Annotated in this window: 23 protein-coding genes; 13 read left to right on the top strand and 10 right to left on the bottom strand. The window is 72.4% G+C overall.

The genetic code is table 11. The features are described 5' to 3' along the window. Positions 1–18: 18 nt before the first annotated feature. The 5 genes from BM236_RS00610 to BM236_RS00590 all read left to right on the top strand — a co-directional run bounded on the left by BM236_RS00610 (position 19) and on the right by BM236_RS00590 (position 3,961). Entirely contained in the window at positions 19–828 is an 810-nt protein-coding gene (locus BM236_RS00610) for a hypothetical protein (RefSeq protein WP_091119039.1), read from the top strand. A gap of 42 nt (positions 829–870) precedes the next feature. Next, positions 871–1,476, top strand: coding sequence for a TMEM175 family protein (locus tag BM236_RS00605; RefSeq protein ID WP_091119038.1), 606 nt, complete (start codon positions 871–873; stop codon positions 1,474–1,476). Further along, positions 1,473–2,267, top strand: coding sequence for an alpha/beta fold hydrolase (locus tag BM236_RS00600; RefSeq protein ID WP_091119036.1), 795 nt, complete (start codon positions 1,473–1,475; stop codon positions 2,265–2,267). The genes BM236_RS00605 and BM236_RS00600 overlap by 4 nt, the downstream gene beginning before the upstream one ends. Before the next feature lie 67 nt (positions 2,268–2,334). Beyond that, positions 2,335–2,844, top strand: a complete 510-nt coding sequence (locus BM236_RS00595) for a SigE family RNA polymerase sigma factor (RefSeq protein WP_175507485.1) — start codon at positions 2,335–2,337, stop codon at positions 2,842–2,844. Next, on the top strand, positions 2,837–3,961 hold the full coding sequence (locus BM236_RS00590) for a hypothetical protein (protein ID WP_091119032.1): 1,125 nt from the start codon (positions 2,837–2,839) through the stop codon (positions 3,959–3,961). The genes BM236_RS00595 and BM236_RS00590 overlap by 8 nt, the downstream gene beginning before the upstream one ends. On the opposite strand, the gene BM236_RS00585 is transcribed toward BM236_RS00590, so the two are convergent. After that, complete coding sequence (locus tag BM236_RS00585) at positions 3,942–4,484, bottom strand: CGNR zinc finger domain-containing protein (RefSeq protein ID WP_091119029.1); 543 nt, start codon at positions 4,482–4,484, stop codon at positions 3,942–3,944. The two genes, BM236_RS00590 and BM236_RS00585, sit on opposite strands and share 20 nt — an antisense overlap. 38 nt (positions 4,485–4,522) lie before the next feature. Between BM236_RS00585 and BM236_RS00580 the strand changes: the two genes are divergently transcribed. Continuing rightward, positions 4,523–5,512, top strand: a complete 990-nt coding sequence (locus tag BM236_RS00580; protein ID WP_091119027.1) for an EamA family transporter — start codon at positions 4,523–4,525, stop codon at positions 5,510–5,512. Between the two features lie 7 nt (positions 5,513–5,519). Here the strand turns inward: BM236_RS00580 and BM236_RS00575 are convergent, their stop codons facing one another. From BM236_RS00575 to mce, 4 genes are all read right to left on the bottom strand, one after another. After that, complete coding sequence (locus BM236_RS00575) at positions 5,520–6,680, bottom strand: AI-2E family transporter (protein WP_091119024.1); 1,161 nt, start codon at positions 6,678–6,680, stop codon at positions 5,520–5,522. Next, complete coding sequence (locus BM236_RS18800; protein WP_175507484.1) at positions 6,677–8,020, bottom strand: coiled-coil domain-containing protein; 1,344 nt, start codon at positions 8,018–8,020, stop codon at positions 6,677–6,679. Before BM236_RS18800 ends, BM236_RS00575 begins: the two co-directional genes overlap by 4 nt. A 186-nt stretch (positions 8,021–8,206) precedes the next feature. Further along, a complete protein-coding gene (gene ccrA / locus BM236_RS00565; protein ID WP_091119023.1) occupies positions 8,207–9,547 on the bottom strand; it encodes a crotonyl-CoA carboxylase/reductase in 1,341 nt (446 codons plus the stop codon). A gap of 153 nt (positions 9,548–9,700) precedes the next feature. After that, entirely contained in the window at positions 9,701–10,150 is a 450-nt protein-coding gene (mce, locus tag BM236_RS00560) for a methylmalonyl-CoA epimerase (RefSeq protein ID WP_091119886.1), read from the bottom strand. 142 nt (positions 10,151–10,292) lie between these two features. Between mce and BM236_RS00555 the strand changes: the two genes are divergently transcribed. Genes BM236_RS00555 through BM236_RS00545 form a run of 3 tightly spaced genes read left to right on the top strand, consistent with a single transcriptional unit; the run spans position 10,293 to position 13,423 of the window. Further along, the gene (locus BM236_RS00555) at positions 10,293–11,483 is read left to right on the top strand and encodes an acetyl-CoA C-acetyltransferase (protein WP_091119020.1); all 1,191 of its coding nucleotides are present in this window, start codon (positions 10,293–10,295) and stop codon (positions 11,481–11,483) included. A gap of 6 nt (positions 11,484–11,489) precedes the next feature. After that, positions 11,490–12,479: a methylmalonyl Co-A mutase-associated GTPase MeaB gene (gene meaB, locus BM236_RS00550; RefSeq protein ID WP_091119019.1), complete on the top strand. Its 990-nt coding sequence runs from the start codon at positions 11,490–11,492 to the stop codon at positions 12,477–12,479. Next, complete coding sequence (locus tag BM236_RS00545) at positions 12,476–13,423, top strand: co-chaperone YbbN (protein ID WP_091119016.1); 948 nt, start codon at positions 12,476–12,478, stop codon at positions 13,421–13,423. The genes meaB and BM236_RS00545 overlap by 4 nt, the downstream gene beginning before the upstream one ends. Positions 13,424–13,433: 10 nt before the next feature. Here the strand turns inward: BM236_RS00545 and BM236_RS00540 are convergent, their stop codons facing one another. Then, positions 13,434–14,324: a LysR family transcriptional regulator gene (locus BM236_RS00540; RefSeq protein WP_091119014.1), complete on the bottom strand. Its 891-nt coding sequence runs from the start codon at positions 14,322–14,324 to the stop codon at positions 13,434–13,436. A 72-nt stretch (positions 14,325–14,396) separates the two neighbouring features. Between BM236_RS00540 and BM236_RS00535 the strand changes: the two genes are divergently transcribed. Beyond that, positions 14,397–15,314 carry an EamA family transporter gene (locus BM236_RS00535; protein ID WP_091119012.1) on the top strand — a complete coding sequence of 306 codons (918 nt, stop codon included), beginning with the start codon at positions 14,397–14,399 and terminating at the stop codon, positions 15,312–15,314. Here BM236_RS00535 and BM236_RS00530 read toward each other — a convergent pair. Continuing rightward, complete coding sequence (locus BM236_RS00530; RefSeq protein ID WP_091119009.1) at positions 15,257–18,703, bottom strand: bifunctional proline dehydrogenase/L-glutamate gamma-semialdehyde dehydrogenase; 3,447 nt, start codon at positions 18,701–18,703, stop codon at positions 15,257–15,259. The genes BM236_RS00535 and BM236_RS00530 overlap by 58 nt on opposite strands. Positions 18,704–18,795: 92 nt before the next feature. Between BM236_RS00530 and BM236_RS00525 the strand changes: the two genes are divergently transcribed. Further along, entirely contained in the window at positions 18,796–19,704 is a 909-nt protein-coding gene (locus BM236_RS00525) for a LysR family transcriptional regulator (RefSeq protein ID WP_091119007.1), read from the top strand. Here BM236_RS00525 and BM236_RS00520 read toward each other — a convergent pair. Further along, the gene (locus BM236_RS00520) at positions 19,677–20,447 is read right to left on the bottom strand and encodes an NUDIX hydrolase (protein WP_091119004.1); all 771 of its coding nucleotides are present in this window, start codon (positions 20,445–20,447) and stop codon (positions 19,677–19,679) included. The two genes, BM236_RS00525 and BM236_RS00520, sit on opposite strands and share 28 nt — an antisense overlap. A gap of 90 nt (positions 20,448–20,537) precedes the next feature. Between BM236_RS00520 and BM236_RS00515 the strand changes: the two genes are divergently transcribed. After that, a complete protein-coding gene (locus BM236_RS00515) occupies positions 20,538–21,170 on the top strand; it encodes a carboxymuconolactone decarboxylase family protein (RefSeq protein ID WP_091119001.1) in 633 nt (210 codons plus the stop codon). Next, positions 21,167–22,054 carry an RNA polymerase sigma-70 factor gene (locus tag BM236_RS00510; RefSeq protein WP_091119000.1) on the top strand — a complete coding sequence of 296 codons (888 nt, stop codon included), beginning with the start codon at positions 21,167–21,169 and terminating at the stop codon, positions 22,052–22,054. Before BM236_RS00515 ends, BM236_RS00510 begins: the two co-directional genes overlap by 4 nt. A gap of 4 nt (positions 22,055–22,058) precedes the next feature. On the opposite strand, the gene BM236_RS00505 is transcribed toward BM236_RS00510, so the two are convergent. Beyond that, positions 22,059–23,762 (bottom strand): alpha-amylase family protein, encoded by a 1,704-nt coding sequence (locus BM236_RS00505; protein WP_091119884.1) that lies wholly within the window; start codon positions 23,760–23,762, stop codon positions 22,059–22,061. Then, positions 23,759–26,038, bottom strand: a complete 2,280-nt coding sequence (gene glgB / locus BM236_RS00500) for a 1,4-alpha-glucan branching protein GlgB (protein ID WP_091118997.1) — start codon at positions 26,036–26,038, stop codon at positions 23,759–23,761. The genes BM236_RS00505 and glgB overlap by 4 nt, the downstream gene beginning before the upstream one ends.

The raw sequence follows: 26,038 nt of genomic DNA, 5'->3' as shown, positions 1-26,038 counted from the left end.
GGCCGTACGCTGGGCGTCATGGCCGGGTTCCTCATCCTCGTAGCACTCATCGTCGTCGTCGCCGTCGTGGCGTCGAGGTCGAGCAAGAAGCGTGAGCTCGAGCGCAAGCGCCGCGAGCTCGAGCCGGTCAAGAAGCTGGCCTACGAGGACGTCACCGCCCTGGGGGACCAGCTGCGGGCCCTCGATCTCGAGCTGGGCGGCGTCGAGCTCGACGAGGGCACCCGGGCGGACTACCAGCGCGCGCTGGACGCCTATGAGTCGGCCAAGCAGTCCGCGGACGCGATGGCGCGGCCCGAGGACGTCTCCCACGCGACGAGCATCGTCGAGGACGGCCGCTACGCCATCGACTGCGTCCGCGCGCGAGTGAAGGGCGAACAGCTGCCGACGCGGCGCCCGCCGTGCTTCTTCGACCCCCGCCACGGCATCTCCAAGACCGACGTCCCGTGGACGTTCCCCGACGGCTCGGTCAAGCAGGTGCCTGCCTGTGCGCTGGACGCCGACCGGCTGCGCGTCGGCGCCGCGCCGGACATCCGCCAGGTCATGGTCGGCCCCCAGCGGGTGCCCTACTGGCAGGGCGGCCGGCAGTACCAGCCCTACGCCCGCGGCTACTTCGCCGGCTTCGGTCCGCTCGACTGGCTGTTCGTCGGCATGTTCGCCGACGACATCCTCTGGGGGCTCGGCGGTCTGGCCGAGGGTCTCGGCGACGGGATCGGCGCGATCGGCAGCGGGGTCGGCGACATGGTCGGGGGAATCGGCGACGGGGTCGGCGACGTGTTCGGCGGGATCGGCGACGGCATCGGCGACGTCTTCGACGGGTTCGACTTCTGACGCCTCCGCCGGCCGGCGTACGTCGGCTGGGATGATGCCGTCATGAAGAGCAGCCGGCTCGAGGCGTTCAGCGACGGCGTCCTGGCCATCATCATCACGATCATGGTCCTGGAGCTGAGGACCCCGCACCATCCGACGTTGCACGCCCTGTGGGACACCACCGGCATCAGCCTGCTCACCTACCTGCTCAGCTTCGTCTACGTCGGCATCTACTGGAACAACCACCACCACCTCTTCCAGGTCGTCCGGCACGTCGACGGCGTGGTGCTCTGGGCCAACCTGCACCTGCTCTTCTGGATCTCGCTCTACCCGTTCACCACGCGGTGGATGGACGAGACCGAGCTCGCCCGGACGCCGACGGTCGTCTACGGCGCGAACCTCATCGGCGCCGCGATCGCCTACTTCCTCCTCGTCCAGACGATCCGCCGCCTGCCGACCAGCGGCCACCTCGACGAGGTCTTCGGGTCCGACTACAAGGGCAAGGTCTCGCCGATCCTCTACCTGTGCGGCATCGGGCTGGCCTTCATCGAGCCGTGGCTCGGCGTCATCCCGTTCGTCGCCGTGGCCCTGATGTGGCTCGTCCCCGACCGTCGGGTGGAGCGGTGGCTGGAGGAGGAGGGGAAGATGCACGACGGTGAGACGGCGTGAGTGACCTCCACGTCCTGCGGCTCGGCGAGACCGGCTCGCGGGTCGTCTTCCTGCACGGGCTCTTCGGCCAGGGTCGCAACTGGATGACGATCGCGAAGGGCCTGTCGGACCGGCACCGCGTCGCGCTCGTCGACCTGCCGAACCACGGTCGCTCGGCCTGGACCGAGCACGTCGACTACCTCGACATGGCCGCCCAGGTGGCGGCCCTGCTGAAGACCGAGGGCCCCGCGACGGTGGTGGGCCACTCGATGGGCGGCAAGGTGGCGATGGTCCTCGCGCTGACCCGCCCCGACCTGGTCGAGCGGCTCGTCGTCGCCGACATGTCGCCGGTCGACTACGGCGACGACCCCGACGCGACCGACGGCGTGCTCGGCTACGCCCGGATCCTCCTCGACCTCGACCTGTCCCGGCTCGCGCGCCGCGAGGACGCCGACAACCTCCTCGCCGAGCAGGTGTCCGACCCGACCATCCGCGCGTTCCTGCTGCAGAACCTGCGCCGGGAGGGTCAGGACGGCTGGCGCTGGGCGGCCAACCTCGAGGCGATCGTGCGCGACGGGACGGTCCTGTCGGGCTGGCCGGCCGAGGCGCTCGCCGGGCACCAGCCGTACGCCGGTCGGGTGCTCTGGCTCGCGGGGGAGACCTCCGGCTACGTCCAGCCGGCGTACGACGAGACGATGCGCCACTGGTTCCCGCACTACCGCAAGGTGACGATCAAGGGCGCCGGCCACTGGCTGCACTCGGAGAAGCCGGACGTCTTCCTCGCCACGGTGCAGCGCTTCCTCGGCGACTAGCAGAAAATTCCGCGCCGCCCTGCCGCGAAACCTCGCCCCGGGGCGTCTGTCGTGCGTGGATGTGACAGTGGGCGACGCGAGACCGGCGACGGCCGGCGGCTTCGACGCCTGGGCGAGCGCCCGGGTGCCGTCCCTGCTGCGCTTCGCCTACGTCGTGACCGGCAGCCAGGTCGAGGCCGAGGACGCCGTGCAGGCGGCCCTGGAGCGGGCGCTGCCCCGGTGGGACCGCATCTCGCGGGCAGAGGACCCCGACGCCTACGTGCGGCGGATGGTCGTCAACGCCCACGTGTCGCTGTGGCGGCGGTCGGGCCGGCGCGAGTCGCCGGTCGCCGTCGTCTCGCTCACCGAGGGGTCGGACCCGGCCGAGCAGGTGACGACCGTCGACGCGGTGCGCCGGGTCTGCGCGGCGCTGCCGCGCCGTCAGCGCGCGGCCGTGGCGCTGCGGTTCTACGAGGACCGCGACTACTCGGAGATCGCCGTGGTCCTGGGCTGCTCCGAGGCGACGGCGCGGTCCTACGTGCACCGGGCGCTGCAGGCGCTGCGCCGCGAGCTGGGAGAGGAGGAGCGCGATGCGTGAGCGGGAGCTCGAGGAGGCGTTCCGAGACGGACTGGCCACCCTCGCCGGGGAGGCCGAGGTGTCACCCGAGGCCGTGCGCCGCGTCCGGGAACGAGCACGCAGCGGGGTCGTGCGACGCCGCCGGTCCGGCTGGGCCGTCGCGGCGGCGGCAGCGGCGGTGGTAGCGGTCGGGACCGGACTGAGCGTCGCCCTGAGCGGCTCGAACGGTGTCGACCAGGCCGCGTCACCCAGCCCGCGCGCCAGCCACAGCCCGAGCCCGTCGGACGTCGCCCCACAGGTGCCCGGCGGCTACCGCCTCGAGGTCTGGCACGACGTCGCCGTCTACGTCCCGGTGACGTGGGGCTGGGGCTCGGCGCCGATCACGCGGGGCGGCCACCCGACGCTGTGCGGCGGCGGCCAAGTGGTCCAGGCCGACGGCAGCCGGCTCGAGGACGAGGGACAGCCGTACGTCGGCCGGCCGGTGCAGCTCTCGCAGGCCTGCGACGACGCCGCCCTCCAACGGCGGCCCGCGGCGCCCTACGTCTGGCTCGGCGGTGACGTGCCGGTGGGCACCGTCGACCTCGGCGACGGCTGGGTTCGGCAGACGGTCGAGGTCGGCGACGTGACCGTCTCGGTCGCGAGCGACGATGCCGCGCTGCGCCGGTCGATCGTGACCTCGGCCCACCAGGTCACCGGCGAGTGCGACCCGCTCCTCGAGAGCCCGCCCGCGCCCGCGGGCACGACGGCGCCCGACTTCGTGCCGGTCTCGATGACGGTCTGCGCCTACCGGGCGACCAGCACCCACCTTGACTACGACCTCGTCTACGAGCAGGAGCTGTCGATGGGGGCCGCGAAGTACCTCGTCGCAGCGGTCGACGCGGCCGCACCGCTCGGCTCGTCGAGCTGCTACTCGCCGGGCGGCGGCGAGTGGGCGCTGCTACGGCTGAGGGGGACCGGCGGAGCGTTCCGCGACTACGTCGTCGACATGTCCTGCCCGAGCATCGCCGACCCCACCGGCACGCAGCACGTGCTGGACCGGGAGACGGTCACGTCGTGGGCGGTCGGCGGGGTCAACGCGGTCCTCACCGGGAGCGCGCTCATCGAGACCCCCGACCGGTTCATCCCTCCGCTGCCCTGACCTGGCGGGCGCGGTAGGCCGCGACGGCGTTGCGGTTGCCGCAGGCCACCGAGCAGAACCGCTTCGAGCGGTTGCGGGAGAGGTCGAGGACGACGTCGTCGCAGTCGTGGTCGGCACACACACCGAGCCGCGAGAGCTCGTCGTCACGGATGACGTCGATCATCGCCATCGCCGTCTCCACCGCGATCCGGGTCGCCAGCGGCGCGTCGTCCGGGACGGCGTGGATGTGCCAGTCGAGCGGTGGGTGCCGGACCAGGCGGGGGACCGCGCGGTGCTCCGCGAGCATCGCGTTCACGATGGCGACGGCGGCGTCACGGTCGGCGGTCAGCAGCTCGCGCAGCCGCGGTCGCAGCGCGCGTACGTCGTCCAGCTCGGACCGGGTGCGGTCGTGCCGACCCGTGTAGTCGTGGGTCGCGAAGAAGTCGGTGAGGTCGGAGACCTCGTCCAACGTGGGTTCTCCGAGCGTGTTCACGAGCGCGACGGCCGACTGCAGGGACATCTCCGTGTCATGGGCGAAAACCACTTTGACAGGTTACACAACCGCTCGTAGCGTCATGACCCATGAGCGCTTTGACCCATGATGAGGCAGTGTCCGGGCAGGGCGCGGCCGGCCAGCGGACGGCGGCAGGGATCCTGCTGGCGCTCGCCTCGGCCCTCACCTTCGGCCTCTCCGGATCGTTCGCGAGCTCGCTGTTCGACACCGGCTGGACGCCGGGTACGACGGCGCTGGTCCGCTCCGCGATCGGAGCCGCGGTCGCGGTGCCGTTCGGGCTGGCGGCGCTCCGCGGCCGCTGGGGCGTGCTGCGCGCCAACCTCGGCCTGCTGACCGCCTACGGGCTGCTGGCCGTCACCGGCGCGCAGTTCTGCTACTTCATGGCCGTCGAGCGGATGGAGGTCGGGCCCGCGCTGCTCATCGAGTACACCGCTCCGGCGGCCGTCGTCGGCTGGCTGTGGGCCCGGTACGGGCAGCGGCCCGGGCCGGTCACCGTGCTGGGCGCGCTGCTGGCCGCCTCCGGGCTCGTCCTGGTCCTCGACCTGGCCGGCGGCGCCAGCCTCGACGCCGGCGGCGTCGCCTGGGCGCTCTTGGCGATGACCGGCGCGGCGACGTACTTCCTGGTCAACGCCGACCACTCCAGCGGACTCCCGCCGGTGACCCTCGCGGCCGGTGGACTGCTCTTCGGCACGGTGCTCATGGGCGGCCTGGCCCTCGTCCACGTGCTGCCGATGGGCGCGAGCACGGCCGACGTCGTGCTGGCCGGTCACCGCACCGCATGGTGGGTGCCGGTCGTGCTGCTCGGGGTGGTGACGTGCGGTGTGGCCTACCTGACCGGAGTCGCTGCCGGCCGCCTCCTCGGCGCACGGCTGGGCGCCTTCATCGCGCTCTTCGAGGTGGTCGCCGGCGTCGGCTTCGCCTGGGTCTTCGTCGACGAGCTCCCGACCGGCGTGCAGCTCCTCGGCGGCCTGCTGATCCTCGCCGGAGTCGTCGCCGTGCGGCTCGGCGAGGAGCGGGTGGTGGCGAGCGGCGAGCCGACGGACGCCGTCGAAGACTGAGCCTGCGTCAACTCTGGTCCTGCTGACGCACGAAGACCTCGCGCATCAGCATCAACAGCGCCGCGGCCGTAGGGATGGCCAACAGCGCCCCGACCACGCCCATCAGGCCGGCGCCGACGAGGGCGGCGATGACCGTGACCACGCCCGGCACGTCGACCGACTTGCTCATCACCCGCGGGTAGATCAGGTAGTTCTCGACCTGCTGGTAGACGACGTAGAAGATCACCGCGATGACGCCCGTCTGCACGTCGGTGGCGAACGCGATCGCACAGACGATGACCGCGCCGAGGGTCGCACCGATCATCGGGATGACGTCGAGCAGCGCGACCACGAACGCCAGAGCGACCGCGTAGTCGCCCATACCGACGATGAACAGGAAGACGAGCGAGGAGAGCCCGGCGCAGAGCGCGACGATGAACGCGCCGGAGACGTAGCCGCCGATCCCCTCGATGACCCGGTCGCCGAGCTTGCTCACCCGCTCGCGGCGGGACGCTGGGGCGAGCCGGTAGAGCGCGCCCTTCGCCGGGTCGAGCCCCGCGAGGAAGTAGAGCGTCATCACGGTGATGACGAAGGTGTTGGCCAGCGCGCCGAGCACCGCCAGCCCGACGCCGAGGGCCCCGCCGAAGATGCTGCTGACGAAGTCGCCTCCGGTGACGTACTCCCGGATCTTGTCGATGATCTGGTAGTCGTCGTTGAGCTTCTGGATCCGCCGGCTGCGCTGCAGCGAGTCGAGCCAGTCCGGCGCGCTCTGGCTGATCGCCCGCACCTGGTCGGTCATCACCGGCACGAAGGCGACGAGGAAGAGCGCCAGCGCGACCAGCACGGTCACGATCACCGTCAGGACGGCCCAGGATCGGCGCATGCCGCGTCGCTCGAAGAACTTCACCGACGGGTTGAGCCCGGCGGCGATGAAGAACGCGACAAGGATCTGGACCAGGACGCCGCGGATCGACCAGACGGCGTTCCCGAGGGCGATGGCGCTCAGCAGGCCGAGGCCGCCGAGGAAGCCGACGAGGTACGGCGCCCGCCGCGACAGCCGCGGCCCCGGAGTGCCGAGGTCGTCACCGGTCTCGTGCTCCGCGCTGAGCGGCTCCCGGTCATCGGTGGCCCGGTCGGCCTGGACGGCCTCCGCGCTCGCGGGGGGCTCGTCCTCGCCGGCTTGCGTCACGCCTTGCCCTTGCCCTTGCCGCCCGACGCCGAAACGTTGTCCTCGGAGGGCGTGTCGCTCGAGCCGGCGGCGGTGTCGTCGGTGGCCTGGTCGGTGGCCTGGTCGGTGGCCTCGTCGGTGGCCTCGTCGGTGGCCTCGTTGGTGTCCTCGTCGGTGTCATCGCTGTCGTCGCGGGTGAACCGCGAGACCAGGTCGTTGAGGGAGGACAGCTGGGCGGTGATGGCGTCGCGCCGCTTGCTCATCCGCTCGACCTCGGCCTTGATCCGGGCGAGAGACCGCTCCGCCTCGTTGGTGCCCTCGGAGGCGATGTGCTCGGCCTGCGTACGGGCAGCGGAGAGCAGTTGCTCGGCCTCGCGACGGGCCCGGGTCAGCAGCGACTCGGAGTCTGCCTCGGCGCGCTGGCGGACGTCGGCGATCGAGGCGGTGGCGGTGCGGGCACGATCCTCGGCCGATGCCGCGCGAGCCTCCGCCTCCTCCACCAGGCGGCGGGTCTCGGCCAGCTTGCTGGCGTGGAAGTCGGTCGCCTCGCGGGCCAGCCGCTCCTTCTCGACCGCCAGCATCCGGCGGGCCTCCTGCACCTCGCGGTCGGCGCCGGCGCGGGCCTGCTCGACCTCGCGCTGCGCCTGGGTGCGCATCTCGGTGGTCTCCTGCTCGGCGGCCAGGCGCAGCTGCTCTGCGGCGCGACGCGCGGCGGCGAGCAGGTCGTCGGCCTCGGCCTTGGCCTGGCTGCGCTGCTGCTCGGCGTCGGTCGTCACCCGAGCGCGGTGCTCCTCGAGCTCCTTGCTCTGCTCGGCGCGGAGCTGGTCGGTGTCGCGCTGGGCCTCGAGCCGGATCGTCTTGGCGTCGCGCTGGGCCTGCTCCCGGATGCCGGCGGCGTCCTCCCAGGCGCTGGACCGGATCTCGCCGGCCTCCTCCTCGGCCAGGCGCAGCATCGCGCTGGCGCGGCCACCCAGCCCGGCGTACGACGGCGTCTGGCTCTCGGCGAGCTGCGCCTCGGCCGCCTGCAGCCGGGCCTCGAGGTCGGCGATCCGCTGCTGCGCGGCGGCGAGGCTGCTGGTCAGGCCGGCGTTCTCCTGCGCGTGCTGCTTGAGGCGCGCGTCGACCGCTGCCGGGTCGTAGCCGCCACGGCGCACGACCGGCAGGGGTGCGGCGCCCGGTGCCGTCCGGGGCGCGTCGGCGCCCGGCCGCGCGGTCGGCGGTGCCGGCGGTGCTGGCGGGGCAGGCGTCGCGGGGACCCGTGGAAGGACCTGGGTCGCGTCGTCGCCCTGATCGGCCCGGGCCTCCCGCTTGGCGGGCTGCTCCGGCTCGTCGTCGAAGATCGACAGGCCCTGTTCGCTCATGATGGCGGCTTCCTCTTCCGTTGCGTCTCGTGCCTCAGGCGCCGGTGCTCCCAACCGGTGCGCGCGGATGCCCCCCATCTTTGCGGATGGAAGGGTCCCACGAAACCGCGAGGGGTCGCAGCGCAATCGCCGCGACCCCTCGGGTCAGCTGTTCGGGTCCCTCACCGCAGGCCGTGTCGCCGCGGCTCAGACGCCACGGAACCGGTTGATCGCGTCGAGGTGCTTGCTGCGCATCTCCTCGTCGAGGACGCCCAGCCCCTCCTCGGGCGCCAGCGCGAGGACGCCGACCTTGCCCTGGTGCTTGTTCTGGTGCACGTCGAGTGAGGCCTGGCCGACCTGGTCGAGGGTGTAGGTCCGCGACAGCGTCGGGTGGATCTTCCCCTTCGCGATGAGGCGGTTGGCCTCCCACGACTCGCGGTAGTTGGCGAAGTGGCTGGAGATGATCCTCTTGAGGTTCATCCACAGGTAGCGGTTGTCGTACTCGTGCATGAACCCGGTGGTGGAGGCACAGGTCGTGATGGTGCCGCCCTTGCGGGTGACGTAGACGCTCGCGCCGAAGGTCTCCCTGCCGGGGTGCTCGAAGACGATGTCGATGTCCTCGCCGCCGGTGAGCTCGCGGATGGCCTTGCCCAGCCGCTGCCACTCCTTCGGGTTCTGCTGGGTGCCCTCCTCGTTCCAGAACCTGAAGTCCATCTCGGAGCGGTTGATGACCAGCTCGGCGCCCATCGAGCGCACGATCTTGGCCTTCTCCTCGTTGGAGACCACGCAGACGGGCGTGGCGCCGCCGTTGAGGGCGTACTGCGTCGCGAAGCCGCCCAGGCCGCCCGAGGCGCCCCAGACCAGGACGTTGTCGCCCTGCTTCATCGCACCGCCGTTCTTGGAGACCAGCTGGCGGTACGCCGTGCAGTTGACCAGCCCCGGGGAGGCGGCCTCCTCCCAGGTCAGGTGCTCGGGCTTCGGCATGAGCTGGTTGGCCTTGACCATCGCGACCTCGGCCAGGCCGCCGAAGTTGGTCTCGAAGCCCCAGATCCGCTGCTCGTTGTCGAGCATCGTGTCGTTGTGCCCGTCGGGCGACTCGAGCTCGACGCTCAGGCAGTGGGCCACGACCCGGTCGCCGGGCTTCCACTTCGTGACGCCGGGCCCGGTCTTGAGCACGACGCCGGACAGGTCCGAGCCGACGACGTGGTAGGGCAGGTCGTGTCGCTTGGTGAGCTCGGAGAGCCGCCCGTAGCGCTCGAGGAACCCGAACGTCGAGACCGGCTCGAAGATCGACGTCCACACGGTGTTGTAGTTGATGGCGGAGGCCATCACCGCGACGAACGCCTCGCCCGGGCCGAGCTCGGGCAGCGCGACGTCCTCGACGTGGAGCGACTTGCGGGGGTCCTTCTCCTTGCTCGGGATCCCCTCGAACATGTCCACCTCGTCCTTGTGGACGCATGCCGCCCGGTAGTGGTCGGGGATCTGGAGGCTGGCGAAGTCCTCGCTGGTGGCCTCACCGGACTGGATCGCGTCGAGGATGTGCTGCACGTCGGCTCCTGCTGGGTTCAGGGTCGGGGCTGGACCGGGGCTCGGATGATCCGGTTCCCACGGGTGGCCGGAACATTACTGGTGGGTAACAGGCCTGGGTAGCCGGTGTGACCTACGGCTCAGCCACGGCGGCCGGGCGCGGCTCGGTGCGGCTCAGTGCTCGGGGCCGGCCGGGGGCTGGACCAGCTCGATGAGGACGCCGCCGGCGTCCTTGGGGTGGACGAAGTTGATCCGGCTGTCGGAGGTGCCGCGTCGGGGCACGTCGTAGAGGAGCCGGACGCCGCGCTCGCGCAGGATCTCGCTGACCTGCTCGACGTCGACGACGCGGTAGGCGAGCTGCTGCATGCCCGGGCCGTTGCGGTCGAGGAACGTCGCGATCGTCGACTCGTGGGAGAGCGGGGCCAGCAGCTGGATGCACGAGCCGGAGTCGCCGACGGCCATCATCGCCTCCGCGACGCCCTGCTCGTCGTTGACCTCGCGGTGCGCCAGGCGCATGCCGAACGTCGTCTCGTAGAACGCGATCGCCTCGTCGATGTCGGCGACCGCGATGCCGACGTGGTCGATCGCGGTGAAGAGGTGCTCGGGGATCTGCAGAGAGGTCATGGTGGCCATGGTGGTGTGTGCCCCGGGAACGGGACAGAATGTGTGACGAGCGCTACACGACGCCCGGCCGCCACCCTCTCCCCATCGCGACTACCCGTAGGTAGGTTGGCGGGGCTGTTCGCCACTGAACTGGAGGCTCCACATGTCCGGAAATGTCATCGTCGCCGGGGCTCGCACCCCGATCGGTCGCCTGAGCGGCGGTCTCAAGGACCTGTCGGCCTCCGACCTGGGCGGGATCGCGATCAAGGGCGCCCTGGAGAAGGCCGGCGTGAGCGGCGACCAGGTCGACTACGTGATCATGGGCCAGGTCATCCAGGCGGGCGCCGGCCAGAACCCGGCGCGCCTCGCGGGGGTCAACGCCGGCATCCCGATGAGCGTCCCCTCGATCACCATCAACAAGGTCTGCCTCTCGGGGCTCAACGCCATCGCGCTCGCCGACCAGCTCATCCGCGCGGGGGAGTGCGAGATCGTCGTCGCCGGCGGCATGGAGTCGATGACCAACGCGCCGCACTTCCTGCCCAAGTCGCGTGAGGGCATCAAGTTCGGCGACGTGAAGCTCGTCGACTCGATGGCCTACGACGCCCTCTTCGACCAGTTCACCTCCCAGGCGATGGGCCTGCTCACCGAGGAGCGCAACGCGGCGGCCCAGAACCTCACCCGCGCCGAGCAGGACGAGTTCGCCGCCCAGTCGCACCAGAAGGCGGCGCTGGCGTGGAAGAACGGCGTCTTCGAGGACGAGGTCGTGCCGGTCTCCATCCCGCAGCGCAAGGGCGACCCGGTCGTCGTCTCGACCGACGAGGGCGTGCGCGGCGACACCACCGCGGAGTCGCTCGGCAAGCTGCGCCCGGCCTTCTCCAAGGAGGGCACCATCACCGCCGGCTCCGCCTCGCAGATCTCCGACGGCGCCGCGGCCGTCGTCGTGATGAGCAGGGCGAAGGCCGAGGAGCTCGGCCTCGAGTGGCTCGCCGAGATCGGCGCCCACGGCCAGGTCGCCGGCCCCGACTCCTCCCTGCAGCTGCAGCCGGCCGAGGCGACCCGCAAGGCCTGCGAGAAGGAGGGCATCGCGCCCACCGACCTCGACCTGGTCGAGTTCAACGAGGCGTTCGCCGCCGTCGGGATCTCGTCAGCGCGCGAGCTCGGCCTCGACGACGCGAAGGTCAACATCAACGGCGGTGCCATCGCGCTCGGCCACCCCGTCGGCATGTCCGGCACCCGCGTGGTCCTGCACCTCGCCCTGGAGCTGAAGCGCCGCGGGGGCGGCGTCGGCGCCGCCGCCCTGTGCGGGGGCGGTGGCCAGGGCGACGCCCTCATCGTCCGGGTCCCGGGCAACTGACGAGTCTTGCGACGCACTGACCGGGTCGCCGACCTGGTGGAGGCCGCCCGAGGGGGTTCCCCCCGGGCGGTCGCCCGTCTCATCAGCCTCGTGGAGGAGGCTCCGGCCGGCGGGGGCACCGCCCTGCGCGAGGTCATGGCCGCGCTGGCGCCGTACGCGGGCAACGCGATGGTCGTCGGCATCACCGGCTCCCCGGGCGTGGGGAAGTCGACCACCACCAACGCGCTCGTCAAGGAGCTGCGCGCGACCGGGCGCCGCGTCGGCGTGCTCGCCGTCGACCCGTCGTCACCGTTCTCCGGCGGGGCCCTGCTCGGCGACCGCGTGCGGATGTCGGACCACGCGAGCGACGACGGCGTCTTCATCAGGTCGATGGCCTCCCGCGGCCACCTGGGCGGACTGGCCTGGACCACCCCGCAGGCGCTGCGCGTGCTCGACGCGGCCGGCTTCGACGTGATCCTCATCGAGACCGTCGGCGTCGGGCAGTCCGAGATCGAGATCGCCGCGCTGGCCGACACCACGATGGTGCTGGTCGCGCCCGGCATGGGCGACGGCATCCAGGCGGCCAAGGCGGGCATCCTCGAGATCGGCGACGTCTACGTGATCAACAAGGCCGACCGCGACGGCGCTGACTCCGTCCGGCGCGACCTGCGCGGGATGCTCGCCCTCGCGGACCGGCCGGACGGCGCCTGGAAGCCTCCGCTGCTCAAGACGGTCGCGCAGTCGGGTGAGGGGCTGGACGAGGTGGTCGGAGCCGTCGACGCGCACCGCCGGTGGCTGACCGAGACCGGAGAGCTGGCCCGTCGACGTACCCGCCGGGCACGCGAGGAGATCGAGGCGATCGCCCTCGACGGCCTGCGCTCGCGCTGGGGGGAGGTCGGGGCGGTGGGCGAGCTCGACGAGCTCGCGGCGTCGGTCGCGGCCGGGGAGAGCGATCCCTACGCCGCCGCTGACCGCCTGCTCGGGGCCGGTCGGCCGCCCCTAGGATTGGCGCCATGACGCAGCAGCCGTTCTCCCGTCCCGGTGCGATCGACCTGTCCGGGTTCACGGGCACCGCCGCGCCCGCCTCCGCCTCGGGTGCTCCCGGAGCGTCCGGCTCGCCGACGGCGACCGGCTCCTACACCGTCGAGGTCGACGAGCAGTCGTTCCAGGGCATCCTCGAGGCGTCGATGGCGGCGCCGGTCATCCTCGTCTTCTACTCCGCGAGCCGCTCGCCGGAGAGCGTGACGCTGGCCGCCGATGTCAGCACCATCGTCGAGGACTACGACGGCCGCTTCCTCGCCGGTCTGGTCGACATCGACGCGAACCCGCAGATCGCCCAGGCGATGCAGATCCCGCAGGTGCCGCTGATGTATGTCATCCTCGACGGCCGTCCGGCGACCCAGCCGATCCCCGGCGCTCCGCCGATCGACGAGCTGCGCGCGTTCTTCAACCAGCTCGGTCAGCAGCTGACGGTCCAGGGCATCACCGGCCGTCATCAGCCGCGCCGTCGGGCCGGGCTGCCGGAGGACGCGGACGGCGGCGCCGCGCTCGACCCGCGCTACGCGCCGGCCCAGGAGGCGCTCGAGGCCGGCGACATCGACACCGCCGTCGCGGAGTACCAGAAGCTCGTCGACGCCAACCCCGCCGACGCCGAGGCCGCCGCTGGGCTGGCCATGGCCAAGGTGCTCCAGCGCACGCAGGGCGTCGACCTCAACGAGGCCCGCGCGGCCGCCGCTGCGAGCCCGGACGACGTCGCCGCCCAGATCATGGTCGCCGACCTCGACCTGCTCGGCGGCCACGTCGAGGACTCCTTCGCGCGGCTCGTCGAGCTGGTCCGCCGGACGGCCGGCGACGAGCGCAACGCCGCACGCGAGCACCTGATCGCGCTCTTCGCCGCGGTCGGCAACGACGACCCGCGCGTCCTCAAGGGCCGCCAGGCGCTGGCGTCGGCGCTGTTCTGACCCGAGTGCCCTAGGCGGTCCGCAGCGCGTCCAGCACCGCCTGCACGGCGGGGGAGTCCGCCATCGAGCGCCGGTGCAGGGCGATCACCTCGCGCGTCGGTTCCGGGTCGTGGGCGGGTACGGCGACCAGCTGGTCGCCCAGCGGCGAGCGGCCGAGCCGGGGGACGAGCGCGATGCCGAGCCCGGCCCGGACCAGGGCCAGATGGCTGTCGAACTCCATCGAGACGTGGGCGATGCGGGGGAGGCGGCCGGTGCCGTCGTACATCCGGGTGAGCCACTGCCGGCAGATCGTCCCTTCCGGCGTCGCGATCCAGCCCTCGTCGACCAGGTCGTGCGGGGTGACCGAGGGCCGGGCGGCGAGCGGGTGGTCGCGGTGCACGACGACGTCGGCGAGGTCGTGGGCGATCGTCGTCGGAACGACGTGGTCGGGGACGGCGATCGGCTGGTCGCCCCAGGTGTGCACGACGCCGAGGTCGGTCTGGCCCGAGGCGACCAGGTCGACGGTGTCCCACGGCTCGCGCTCGGCCAGCACCAGCCCCAGGTCGGGGTGGTCGGCGAGGAGCCGGCTCGCGACCGGGGCGATGAGCCCGCGCATGGCGGTCGAGAAGGCGGTCAGGCGAACGCGTCCCGAGACGGCGCCCACCTGGCGGTGGAGGCCGGACTGGATCTGCTCGAGGTCGGCGAGCAGCCGGGAGCCCTCGTCAACGAGGTGCCGGCCGTGGCGGGTCAGCAGGACGCCGCGGCCGACCCGCTCGAGCAACGGCACGCCGGTCTGCCGCTCGAGCCGCTTGACCTGCTGCGACACGGCGCTGGGCGTGAAGCCGAGGGTCTCGGCCGCGGCGCTCACGCTGCCGTAGGTGTCCACGGCGCGGAGGGCGGAGAGGGCGGCGAGGTCGATCATGAAGCGATGCTACCGGGTTAGCTGCAGATCTATTCGCTGGTCCTACATCGTTCTCGATGCGAGCCTTGAGGGGTGAACCGTCGTGACGCCCTCCTCGCCGTGCTCGTCGCCACGCTGTGGGGCGTGAACTTCGTCGTCATCGACCGCGGGATGGAGGGCATTCCGCCGCTGCTCTTCCTGACGATCCGCTTCGTCACCGTCCTCGGGCTGGCGATCTGGTTCGTGCCGCGCCCGGCCCTCCCATGGCGGACGGTGGTGGGCGTGGGCACCTTCATGTCGCTCGGCCAGTTCGGCTTCCTCTACGTGAGCATGGCGGCCGGGATGCCGGCCGGTCTCGCGTCACTGGTGCTGCAGGCGCAGGTCGTTCTCACGATCGTGATCGCGGCCGGTGTGCTCCGCGAGGTGCCGACGACCCTCCAGGTCGCCGGCGTCGGGCTCGGCGTGGTCGGCCTGGCGGTGGTCGGGCTCGGCCGTGGCGGCCACGTCCCGCTCGGTGCGCTGCTCCTGTGTCTCGCCGCCGCGCTCTCCTGGGCGGTCGGCAACGTCATCAGCCGGGCGTCGAAGGCGAGCGGCGGCCTCTCGCTGACGGTCTGGTCGGCGCTCGTCGTGCCGGTCCCGGCGCTCGCTCTGTCGCTCGTCGTCGACGGCCCGTCCGGCGTCCGCGACGGCCTGGGCGCGTTCGGCTGGGAGGCCGCCCTCTCCACCCTCTACACCGCCGCGTTCGCGACGATCACCGCCTACGGGATCTTCCACGGGCTGCTGTCGCGCAACCCCGCGCCGGCCGTGGTGCCGTGGGTCCTCCTGGTCCCGCCGATCGGGGTCGTCTCGGCGTGGCTCGCCCTCGGCGAGACGCCGTCGTCCGCGGAGCTCGTCGGCGGCGCGCTGCTCGTGGTCGGTGCGCTGGTCGCCAACGGGGTGGTCCGCCTCCGCCGTCACTCGGTGAGCGGCAGCACCTCGTCGGGCAGCGTCGTGGGGTTGCCGAACCGGTGAGCGGTGATGCTGATCGCCTGCTCGCGCAGGAACGGCAGCAGCTCGAGGCGGCCGGACTCGGTGACCGGGTGGGCGTGGATCGCCACGTCGGGGCGACCGCCCGTCGCGGCGTACGCCGCCTCGGCGCTGCCGCCGACGACGCGGACCCGGCTGTCCCGCAGCCCGGCGAGGCGCTTCGCCCAGGCGGTGGCGTCCTCGTTGACGAGCGGAACCCCTGCCCCGGCGAGCGCCTCGGCCACGGTCGCAGGTAGGTCGACGGCCGTGGAGACGGTCAGCGGGGCACCCGCCGCCAGTCCGGCGCCGACGACCCGCAGCAGGTCGACGGCCGGAGCCGCCTCGTGGCGCAGCGTGACCGGCACGGGGAGGTAGCGCAGGGCGTTGCGCTCGGCGGCGACGCCGCTGACGTCGCGCACGACGGCGTACTCCTGCGCGAGCGCGGCCGCGTCGCTGCGGAAGGCCCGCTCGAGCCGGTCGGAGCCCTCCAGCCCGGCGGCGCGGGCGGCGTCGAGCAGGCGCTGGGAGGCGCTCCGTGGCGTCGTGGTCGCGGTGGCGGGGGAGGAGACCCAGTCGGTGAGGCCGAGCAGGTAGCTCGGACCGCCGGCCTTCGTGCCCGTGCCGACGGCGGAGCGCTTCCAGCCGCCGAAGGGCTGGCGGCGCACGATCGCGCCCGTGATGCCCCGGTTGACGTAGAGGTTGCCGGCCTCGACGGTGTCGAGCCAGTGCCGCACCTCGCTCGGGTCGAGGGAGTGCAGCCCGGCGGTGAGGCCGAAGGCGACCTCGTTCTGCAGCGTCACGGCGTCGTCCAGCGTGGCCGCGGTCATCACGCTCAGCACCGGGCCGAAGAACTCGGTCAGGTGGGAGCGGCTGCCGGGGCTGACGCCCTCCTTCACGCCGGGCGACCACAGCCTGCCGGCGTCGTCGAGGCGGCGCGGCTCGACAAGCCAGCGCTCGCCCGCGTCGAGGCTGGTGAGGGCGTCGAGCAGCTTGCCCGACGCCGGCTCGATGAGCGGCCCGACCTGCGTCGAGGGATCCTCGGGCCAGCCGACGTGCAGCGAGCGGACCGCGTCGAGCAGCTGGTGGCGGAAGCGACGCGAGGTCGCGACGGAGCCGACCAGGATGACCAGCGACGCCGCGGAGCACTTCTGGCCCGCGTGGCCGAAGGCCGACTGTGCGACGTCGCGCGCGGCGAGGTCGAGATCGGCGCTCGGCGTGACGACGATGGCGTTCTTGCCGCTGGTCTCGGCGAGCAGCGGCAGGTCCTGCCGGAAGCTGCGGAAGAGCTCAGCGGTCTCGAAGGCGCCGGTCAGGACGACCCGTCCGACCCGTCGGTCGGCGAGCAGGGCGCGGCCGAGGTCGCCCTCGTCGACGACCGCGAGGCTGAGGACGTCCTGCGGGACGCCGGCCTCCCAGAGCGCCTCGGCGAGAACGGCGCCGCAGCGCTCGGCCTGCGGGGCCGGCTTGAGGATGACCGCCGAGCCGGACGCCAGGGCGGCCAACGTGGAGCCGGCCGGGATGGCGACGGGGAAGTTCCACGGCGGGGTGACGACGGTGAGGTCCACCGGCTGGGCGAGGGCGCCGTCGACCTCGTCGAGCTGCTCGGCGAGGTGGGCGTAATAGCTCGCGAAGTCGATCGCCTCGGAGACCTCGGGGTCGGCCTGGTCGATCGTCTTGCCGCACTCCGACGCCATCACCTCGATGAGGTCGGCCCGGCGCTCCTCGAGGCGGGCCGCCACGCTGTGCAGCACCGACGCGCGGCCCTTGCCGCCGAGCGCGGCCCAGCCGGGACCGGCCGCCGACGCGGTCGCGACGGTCCGCTCGAGCGCCTCCGGCGCGGTGACCCGGCTCGCTCGCACGCGGTCGACGCCGATCGTGGTGACCGGCACGCGACCCAGGATCGCGGCCGCCCAGGCGAGGTTGGCCGGGACGGCCGGGTCGGTGTCGGCGCTGTTGTGGAAGTCACCGCTGCTGGCCGGTGCACCCTGGGCGGCCTGCGCGGTCCGGTCCTGGTCGCGGTGGGGCGGCGGGACGGTGCGGTCGAGCGCGCGCAGGCTGGCCTCGAAGCGTGCTCGCTCGCGCTCGAAGAGCTGTCGGTCGTCGACGAGGTGGAAGACCGCCGACATGAAGTTGTCGTGGCTCGCGCCCTCCTCCAGGCGGCGGATGAGGTAGGCGATCGCCACGTCGAACTCCGCGACGCTGACGACGGGGGTATAGAGCAGGAGCTCGCCGACGTCGCGCTTGACGGCCTCGGCCTGGCTCTGCGCCATGCCGAGGAGCATCTCGAAGTCGATGCTGTCGCGGACGCCCCGCTGCCCGGCCAGCAGCCAGGCGAAGGCGATGTCGAAGAGGTTGTGGCCCGCGACGCCGAGGCGCACGTTGCCGACCCGGTCGGGGTGCAGGGCGTAGTCGAGGACCCGCTTGTAGTGGGTGTCGGTGTCCTGCTTGGTGTGCCAGGTGGCGAGCGGCCAGTCCCGGAGCGACGCCTCGACCTGCTCCATCGGAAGGTTCGCGCCCTTCACGAGGCGCACCTTGATCGACGCGCCGCCACGCCGGGTCCGGTCCGCGGCCCAGTCCTGCAGCCGCATCATCGTGACGAGCGCGTCGGGGAGGTAGGCCTGCAGGACCAGGCCCGCCTCCAGGTCGCGGAACTCCGGCTCGTCGAGGAGGCGGGTGAAGACGGCGACGGTCAGCGCGAGGTCGCGGTACTCCTCCATGTCGAGGTTGACGAAGGTGCCGCGGGCCGCAGCCTGCCGGTAGAGCGGCCGCAGCGAGTCGACGATCTGCTGGGTGGCCGTCTCGAACGCCCAGGGGGAGTGCGGCGCGACGGTGGCCGACACCTTGATCGAGACGTAGTCGACGTCGTCACGGGTCAGCAGGGCGAGGGTGCCCTTCAGCCGGCGGGTGGCCTCGTCCCGCCCGAGCACGGCCTCGCCGAGCAGGTTGAGGTTGAGCCGGTTCCCGCTGCTGCGCAGCCGCGCGATCGAGCGGCCGAGGCGGCGCGGCTCGGCGTCGACGAGCAGGTGGCCGACCATCCGGCGCAGAGCCGCGCGCGAGGCCGGGATGACCAGCCCCGGCGCGAGCGGCCCGAGCGCGCCGCCGAGCCTGACCGCGGCCCGCAGGTGCAGCGGCAGGAAGCGAGGGACGTCGGAGGCGAGCCTGGCCAGGTTGCGGGCCGCCACGTGCTTGTCCTCGGGGCGGATCACGCCGTCGATGAAGCCGACGGTGAACGGCAGGCCGGCCGGGTCGTCGAGCACGTCGGCCAGCCGGCGGGCGGCCCGGTCGGGCGTGATCGCCGCGGACGTGTCGAGCCAGCGGCGGACCGTGCTCTCCACGTCGGGGAGGAGGTCGACCAGCTCGCTGACGCCGGCCGGGTCGTCGTAGTACGTCGGCATGGGGTTCAGTCTCCGCCCGCCGACCGTTCAGGAAAAGCGCTGTCTGCTGACCCATATGCATAAGATCTGCTGACGGATCGAAGGAGGGTCACGTGCTCGACGTACGCCGGCTGCGACTGCTCCGGGAGGTGCACATCCGCGGGACGATCGCGGCTGTCGCCGCGGCGCTGCACCAGAGCCCGTCCTCGGTCTCCCAGCAGCTCAGCCAGCTGGAGCGCGAGGTGGGCGTCGAGCTGCTCCGCAAGGTCGGGCGCGGCGTCCAGCTCACCCCCGAGGCGGAGCTGCTCGTCGGCCACGCCGACGCGCTCTTCGAGCGGCTGGAGCTGGCCGAGTCCGACCTGCTGGCCGCTGCCGACGAGGCGAGCGGGACCGTCCGGATGGGCATGTTCCAGTCCGCGGCGCTGGCGCTGCTGCCGACGACCCTGCGCCTGGTCCAGGAGCGGGTGCCGCGGATCCGGGTCTTCGTCGTGCAGCGCGAGCCCGAGACCGCCCTGCGGGAGACCTTCGCACGCGACTTCGACCTGGTCGTCGCCGAGCAGTACCCCGGGCACGCCGCGCCCTGGCACCCGCAGCTCGACCGGCAGCCGCTGACCGAGGACGCCATCAGATTGGCGGCCGGCGCGCCGGACGTCGGGTCGCTCGCCGACGCCGCCCAGCTGCCGTGGGTGATGGAGCCGCGCGGTGCTGCGTCGCGGCACTTCGCCGAGCAGCTGTGCCGGCGGGCCGGGTTCGAGCCCGACGTACGGTTCGAGACCGCCGACCTGCAGGCCCACGTCGCGCTGGTCTCCTCCGGGCACGCGGTGGCGCTGCTGCCCGACCTGCTCTGGCGCGGGGGAGTGCCGCCGGTGCGGCTGGTCGACCTCCCCGAGGCGGCGGTGCGCTCGGTCTTCACCGCCTCCCCGCTGTCGCTGGCCTCGCGGCCCGCGGTGCGCGCCGTCCGCGCCGCGCTCGTCGACGCGGTGGGGTCGATGGATCAGACCGTCCGGCCGGACTCCGTGTAGGTCACGCCCGTCCCGTGCGCACTGGCGAGCGCGGCCTCGACCCGCCGGGCGGTGAAGTCCGCGCAGCGCTCGCGCACCTGCTCGAGCGTGCAGAACTCCACCGACCTGATCTCGCGCTCCTCGCGGACCATGGCGTCGATCGCCGAGGGATCGTGGACGCCGCCGTCGTAGACGAGGGTGAGGGCGTCGTCCCAGCCGCTCCACGGCGGCAGCCAGTCGGTGAGCAGGAGCCGACCGGCCGGCAGCTCGACGGCGAGCTCCTCGCGGACCTCGCGGCTGGCGCCCTGGGCCGGCGACTCGCCGACCTCGATCACGCCGCCGGGGAGGTCCCAGTCCGGCTTGTAGGTGAGCTGGCAGAGCAGCACCCGGTCCGCGGGGTCGCGGATGAGGAACTGCCCGATCGCGCGCTTGCGGGGGAGGAAGGAGTTGAGCAGCGCGCGGAAGCCCTCCGGCTCGTGGGCCGGCGTGTCGGTGACGACGCGGGCATAGACGATGCGGTCGACGGGCGTGCCGTCGACGGTGACCCCCCGCATGACCCCCTCGCGGCGCAGCCCGGACCAGGTCGCGGTGCGCTGCGCGCGCTCGTCGTCGGGGTCGACCAGCGCTTCGACGCGGTGATGGGTGGCGAGCGCGGCGGCGACCTGGTGGCTGACGACCTCGGTCCGGTCCTCGGCTCCCCAGCTGATCCGAGCGACACCCTCCGCGACGGTCAGCACGGTCGTCCCGGAGTGGTTCTCGCTCACGCCGCCCAGCCTAGTGCGGGGCGGCCTGTCACAGACCGGCGACGGGTGGTGTCTCGTGCTCGGAAGCGACCACAGGAGGAGAGGACGCAGATGCCCAGCACGAGCAGGTTCCGCATCCCGAAAGCCCCGATCACCGGCCTCTACGGCGCCGTGATGAGGCTCTACGCGAAGCGCGCGTTCGGAGAGGTCCCCGACGGCGCCTACGTCTACTTCCACCACAAGCCGCTGCTCAAGGCCGTGATGGGCTTCGAGGGCAAGGTGGCGAAGTGGAACGCGCTCGACCCGACGCTGAAGTCCCTGGCCCAACTGGCCGGCGCGGGGGCCATCGGCTGCAGCTGGTGCCTCGACTACGGCTACTTCGCCGCGCGCAACGACGGGCTCGACCTCGCCAAGATCAGCCAGGTCCCCGTCTGGCGCGACTCCGACGTGTTCGAGCCGCTCGAGCGGGACGTCCTGGAGTACGCGGAGGCGATGACCGCCACGCCGCCCACCGTGACCGACTGGATGGTCGACAAGCTGCTCGACCAGCTCGGCACGGCGGCGGTCGTCGAGCTGACCCAGATGATCGCGGTGGAGAACATGCGGTCCCGGTTCAACTCCGCGGTCGGCCTGCAGAGCCAGGGCTACAGCGACGTCTGCGAGCTGCCGCTCGCCACGTCGGCGGGGCAGGCGGGGGAGCCTGACACGACGCCGCCGCTGACCGTCGTACGCTCGCAGGCATGAGCGCCGTGGACCCGGCCACCGACGCCTTCGTCGCGCATCGGAACCTCCTCTTCACCATCGCCTACGAGATGCTCGGGTCGGCGGCGGACGCCGAGGACGTCCTGCAGGAGACCTGGCTGCGGTGGGCCGACGTCGACCAGGAGCCGGTGCGCGACCCCCGCGCCTACCTGGTCCGCATCACGACCAGGCTCGCGCTCAACCGCCTGCGCACCCTCGGCCGCCAGCGGGAGACGTACGTCGGCCCGTGGCTGCCGGAGCCGCTGCTGACCAGTCCCGACGTCGCTGAGGACGTCGAGCTCGCCGAGAGCGTCTCGACGGCGATGCTGCTCGTCCTGGAGACGCTGACGCCCACCGAACGGGCGGTGTTCGTGCTGCGCGAGGTCTTCGACGTCGGCTACGACGAGATCGCGGCAGCGGTCGACAAGAGCGCAGCCGCGGTCCGCCAGATCGCGCACCGGGCCAGGTCGCACGTGGAAGCCCGCCGCCCGCGGGTCGAGGTCTCCGAGGCGGAGGCCCGGCGCGTGCTCGCGACGTTCAAGGAGGCCACCGAGACCGGCGACATGCAGCGGCTGCTCGACGTGCTGGCGCCCGACGTCGTCATGCTGAGCGACGGAGGCGGGGTCAAGCAGGCCGCGCTGCGGCCGATCGTCGGCGCCGACAAGGTGCTGCGCTGGTTCGTCGGTGTGGCCGCCAAGGCGCCGATGCCCGTCACCGTCCACGAGGTGCTCGTCAACGGCGCTCCGGCGCTGCGGATCGACACCGGCGGGGAGCTCGACACGATCGCGACGGTCAAGGTCGAGGGCGGCCTGGTGACGGCGATGTACCTCGTGCGCAACCCGCACAAGCTCGCCTTCCTCGAGGCGGAGACACCGCTGGCGCGGTGAGGCCTCAGCGGCGCTGGCCGTCGTGCCGCACGCGCAGCCAGTGGTGGCCATAGCCGGCGAGGGGAAGCTCGACCGCCCCGTCCTCGGCGGTCTCGACCGAGCGGTGCGCGAACGGGTCCTCCAGCCAGGCCGGCTCCTCGCCCTCCAGGTCGTCGGGTGCCAGCGAGAAGCGCACCGTCAGCGGCTCGGAGGAGAGGTTGTGCACGGCGACGACCGAGGCGCCGTCCCAGCGACACCGGTGGACGAGCACCCGCGGGTCGGGCTGGCGCAGCACCGTGAAGTCGCCCCAGCCGAGCTCCGGGCACTCGCGGTAGGTCTGGATCAGCTCCCGCATGAAGTGCCACAGCGAGTCCGGGTCACGGGTCTGGTCGGCCACGTTGACGTGCTCGGGGCCGAAGCCGCCGGACACGAGCCGCTGGACGAGGTCGCCCTCGGGGGCCGTGGAGAACCCGCCGTTGCGCGCGTTCTCCCACTGCATCGGGGTGCGCACCGCCCGCCGCCCCTCGGCGGCGAGGTCCTCGCCCATCCCGATCTCCTCGCCGTAGTAGAGCGTCGGGGTGCCGGGCAGGCTGAAGAGCAGGCTGTAGACCATCCGGATGCGCCGGGGGTCGCCGTCGAGCATGCTGGGCAGCCGCCGCTTGAGGCCGCGCCCGTAGATCTGCATCTCCGGTTCCGGCCCGAACGCCGCGAAGACCTCCTGCCGCTCCTCGTCGGTGAGCTTGTCGAGGGTGAGCTCGTCGTGGTTGCGGACGAAGGTCGCCCAGTGGCAGTCCGGGTGGATCTTCGGCCGTTCCCGGAGGGCCTTGGCGACCGGCCGGGCGTCCTGCCGGGCCAGGGAGAGGTAGAGCGCCTCCATGCCGATGAAGTCGAACATCATCGTGAGCTCGTCGCCGCCGGACGGGCCTCCGAAGTAGGCCTGCTGGTCCTTGTGCGGCAGGTTCACCTCGCCGAGCAGGATCGCGTCGCCCCGGCGTCGGCCGAGGAACGCGCGCAGCTGCTTGAGGTAGTCGTGCGGGTCTCCGGGTACGTCGTCGGCCTCGGTGTCGAGGTCGGCGACCAGGAACGGGACGGCGTCGACCCGGAAGCCGGAGAGCCCGACCTGGAGCCAGAACCCGATGGACTTCGCGATCTGGTCGCGCACCGCGGGGTTGGCGAAGTTGAGGTCCGGTTGGTAGCTGTGGAAGTGGTGGAGGTACCACTCGCCGCTCTGCTCGTCGTGGGCCCAGATGCTGTCCTCGGTGTCGGGGAAGACGACCTGGCCCTTGGTGTCCGGTGGAGGGTCGGAGCGCCAGACGTAGTAGTCGCGGTAGGGGCTGTCCTTGCTGCTGCGCGCCTGCTGGAACCAGGGATGCTGGTCGGAGGTGTGGTTGACGACCAGGTCGGCGATCACCCGGATGCCCCGGTCGCCGGCGGCCCGGACGAGCTCGACGAGGTCACCGTGGGTGCCGAAGCGGGGGTCGACGCCGAACATGTCGGTCACGTCGTAGCCGTCGTCCCGGCCCGGCGTCGGGTAGAAGGGCATCAGCCACAGGCAGGTGACCCCCAGCTCGGCCAGGTAGTCGATCCGGTCGGTCAGCCCGGCGAGGTCGCCGACGCCGTCGCCGTCGGAGTCGTAGAACGCCTCCACGTCCACGCAGTAGATGACGGCGTTCTTCCACCAGAGGTCACCGGTGCTGATGTGGCTGGCGTGCGGGCCGAACCTGGTCATGGCCGGCGCCGCAGCCACAGCGTGCCCAGCGGCGGCACGCGCAGGTCGGCGTACGCCGGCCAGCCCTTGTGCTCGCCGGAGACGGCCGTGACCGTGCCGAGGTTGCCGACGCCCGAGCCCGAGTAGACGTCGGCGTCGGTGTTGACGACCTCCTCCCAGATCCCCTCCGACGGGAGGCCGACGCGGTAGCCGTCGTAGGGGACCGCGGCGAAGTTGGAGATGCAGACGAGCTGCTCACCCGCGGCACCCTCGGCACTCTCGGCCCCGCCTTCGGCCGCGCTCTCGGCCCCGCTCTCGGCCGCGGCGGCGCGGCGCACGAACGCGTAGACGTTGTGCTCGGTGTCGTCGGCGTCGATCCACTGGAAGCCGGCCGGCGAGTCGTCCTGCTCCCACAGGGCCGGGGTCTGCTGGTAGGTCCGGTTGAGGTCGCGCACGAGCGCGTGGACGCCGCGGTGCTCCGGGTGGTCGAGCAGCCACCAGTCCAGCTCGCGCGACTCGGCCCACTCCGACTCCTGGCCGAACTCGCAGCCCATGAAGAGCAGTTGCTTGCCGGGGTGGGCCCACATGAACGCGAGGTAGGCGCGCAGGTTGGCGAGCTGGCGCCAGCGGTCGCCGGGCATCTTGCGCAGCAGCGAGCCCTTGCCGTGGACCACCTCGTCGTGGGAGAGCGGCAGGACGTAGTTCTCCGACCAGGCGTAGGTCAGCGCGAACGTCATGTCGTGGTGGTGCCAGGAGCGGTGCACGGGGTCGCGGGCGAGGTAGTCGAGCGTGTCGTGCATCCAGCCCATGTTCCACTTGAAGCCGAAGCCGAGGCCCCCGGCGTCGGTCGCCCGCGTGACGCCCGGCCAGGAGGTGGACTCCTCGGCGATCGTGACGATGCCGGGCACCCGCTTGTAGGTGGTGGCGTTCATCTCCTGGAGGAACTGCACCGCCTCGAGGTTCTCCCGGCCGCCGTGGACGTTGGGGACCCACTCGCCCTCGTTGCGCGCGTAGTCGAGGTAGAGCATCGACGCGACGCCGTCGACGCGCAGCCCGTCGGCGTGGAACTCCTCGAGCCAGTAGATCGCGTTGGCGTAGAGGAAGTTGCGCACCTCGGGCCGGCCGAAGTCGAAGATGTGCGAGCCCCACTCCTGGTGCCAGCCGCGGCGTGGGTCGGGGTGCTCGTAGAGCGGGGCGCCGTCGAACCGGGCCAGTGCCCACTCGTCGGTCGCGAAGTGCCCGGGCACCCAGTCGAGGATGACGCCGATGCCGGCCTGGTGCAGCCGGTCGACGAGGTAACGGAAGTCGTCGGGGGTGCCCAGCCGGGAGTCGGGGGCGAAGTACGACGTCACGTGGTAGCCCCACGACCCGCCGAAGGGGTGCTGCATGACCGGCATCAGCTCGACATGGGTGAATCCGAGGTCGCTGACGTAGCCGACCAGCTCGTCGGCCAGCTGGGCGTAGGTCCGGTCGCGACGCCAGGAGCCGAGGTGGACCTCGTAGACCGACATCGGCCGCGTCACCGGCTGCTGCGTGCGGCGGGCCTCCATCCAGTCGTCGTCCTGCCAGGTGTAGCCGGACTCGAAGACCGTCGAGGACGTGTGGGGCGGCACCTCCGCCCAGCTCGCCATCGGGTCGGCCTTCTCGCGCCAGTGCTCGTCGGCGCCGAGGATGATGAACTTGTAGCGGGTGCCGCTGCCGACCTCCGGCACGAAGAGCTCCCACACGCCGGACTCGCCGAGCTGCCGCATCGGGTGCTCGCGGCCGTCCCAGCTGTTGAAGTCGCCCTCGAGCCGCACGCCGTGCGCGCGCGGGGCCCAGACCGCGAAGGAGGTCCCGACCACGTCGGGGCCGCCGGGGGACTCGTAGCGGTGCACGCGGGCGCCGAGCACCTTCCAGAGCTGCTCGTGGCGGCCCTCGCGGATCAGGTGCTGGTCGACCTCGCCGACGCTCGGCAGGAAGCGGTAGGGGTCGTCGACCTCGATGGTGTGGACGCCGCCGTCGGACTGGTAGGCGACGACGAGGCGGTAGTCGGGGACGTCGGTCACGGGGAGCACCCCGACCCAGACGCCCTCGTGCTCGTGGGTCAGCTCGGCGTCCGCCCACGCCTCGCCGTCGCGGTAGCGGACCACGACGCTGGCTGCGAGCGGCTTGAGGACGCGGACCGTGACGCCTTCGTCGTGCGGGTGGGGGCCGAGGACGGAGTGCGGGCTGGCGTGCCGGCCGTCGACGAGTGCGCCGAGCTCGTGGATGTCGACGGGGCGGGCGATGACCGGCCCGGGGGTGCTCTCGGTCAT

Origin of the sequence: Nocardioides terrae (assembly GCF_900112345.1) — a bacterium.
In the GTDB taxonomy this organism is placed as follows: domain Bacteria; phylum Actinomycetota; class Actinomycetes; order Propionibacteriales; family Nocardioidaceae; genus Nocardioides; species Nocardioides terrae.
This window is presented reverse-complemented; position numbering and strand designations above follow the sequence as displayed.

What these genes read in the sequence shown, in the direction of transcription:
- BM236_RS00610 (WP_091119039.1), top strand. Translation starts at nt 19, where the DNA reads ATGGCCGGGTTCCTCATCCTCGTAGCACTCATCGTCGTCGTCGCCGTC.
- BM236_RS00605 (WP_091119038.1), top strand. Translation starts at nt 871, where the DNA reads ATGAAGAGCAGCCGGCTCGAGGCGTTCAGCGACGGCGTCCTGGCCATC.
- BM236_RS00590 (WP_091119032.1), top strand. Translation starts at nt 2,837, where the DNA reads ATGCGTGAGCGGGAGCTCGAGGAGGCGTTCCGAGACGGACTGGCCACC.
- BM236_RS00580 (WP_091119027.1), top strand. Translation starts at nt 4,523, where the DNA reads ATGAGCGCTTTGACCCATGATGAGGCAGTGTCCGGGCAGGGCGCGGCC.
- BM236_RS18800 (WP_175507484.1), bottom strand. Translation starts at nt 8,020, where the DNA reads ATGAGCGAACAGGGCCTGTCGATCTTCGACGACGAGCCGGAGCAGCCC.
- mce (WP_091119886.1), bottom strand. Translation starts at nt 10,150, where the DNA reads ATGACCTCTCTGCAGATCCCCGAGCACCTCTTCACCGCGATCGACCAC.
- BM236_RS00555 (WP_091119020.1), top strand. Translation starts at nt 10,293, where the DNA reads ATGTCCGGAAATGTCATCGTCGCCGGGGCTCGCACCCCGATCGGTCGC.
- BM236_RS00545 (WP_091119016.1), top strand. Translation starts at nt 12,476, where the DNA reads ATGACGCAGCAGCCGTTCTCCCGTCCCGGTGCGATCGACCTGTCCGGG.
- BM236_RS00540 (WP_091119014.1), bottom strand. Translation starts at nt 14,324, where the DNA reads ATGATCGACCTCGCCGCCCTCTCCGCCCTCCGCGCCGTGGACACCTAC.
- BM236_RS00530 (WP_091119009.1), bottom strand. Translation starts at nt 18,703, where the DNA reads ATGCCGACGTACTACGACGACCCGGCCGGCGTCAGCGAGCTGGTCGAC.
- BM236_RS00515 (WP_091119001.1), top strand. Translation starts at nt 20,538, where the DNA reads ATGCCCAGCACGAGCAGGTTCCGCATCCCGAAAGCCCCGATCACCGGC.
- BM236_RS00510 (WP_091119000.1), top strand. Translation starts at nt 21,167, where the DNA reads ATGAGCGCCGTGGACCCGGCCACCGACGCCTTCGTCGCGCATCGGAAC.
- BM236_RS00505 (WP_091119884.1), bottom strand. Translation starts at nt 23,762, where the DNA reads ATGACCAGGTTCGGCCCGCACGCCAGCCACATCAGCACCGGTGACCTC.
- glgB (WP_091118997.1), bottom strand. Translation starts at nt 26,038, where the DNA reads ATGACCGAGAGCACCCCCGGGCCGGTCATCGCCCGCCCCGTCGACATC.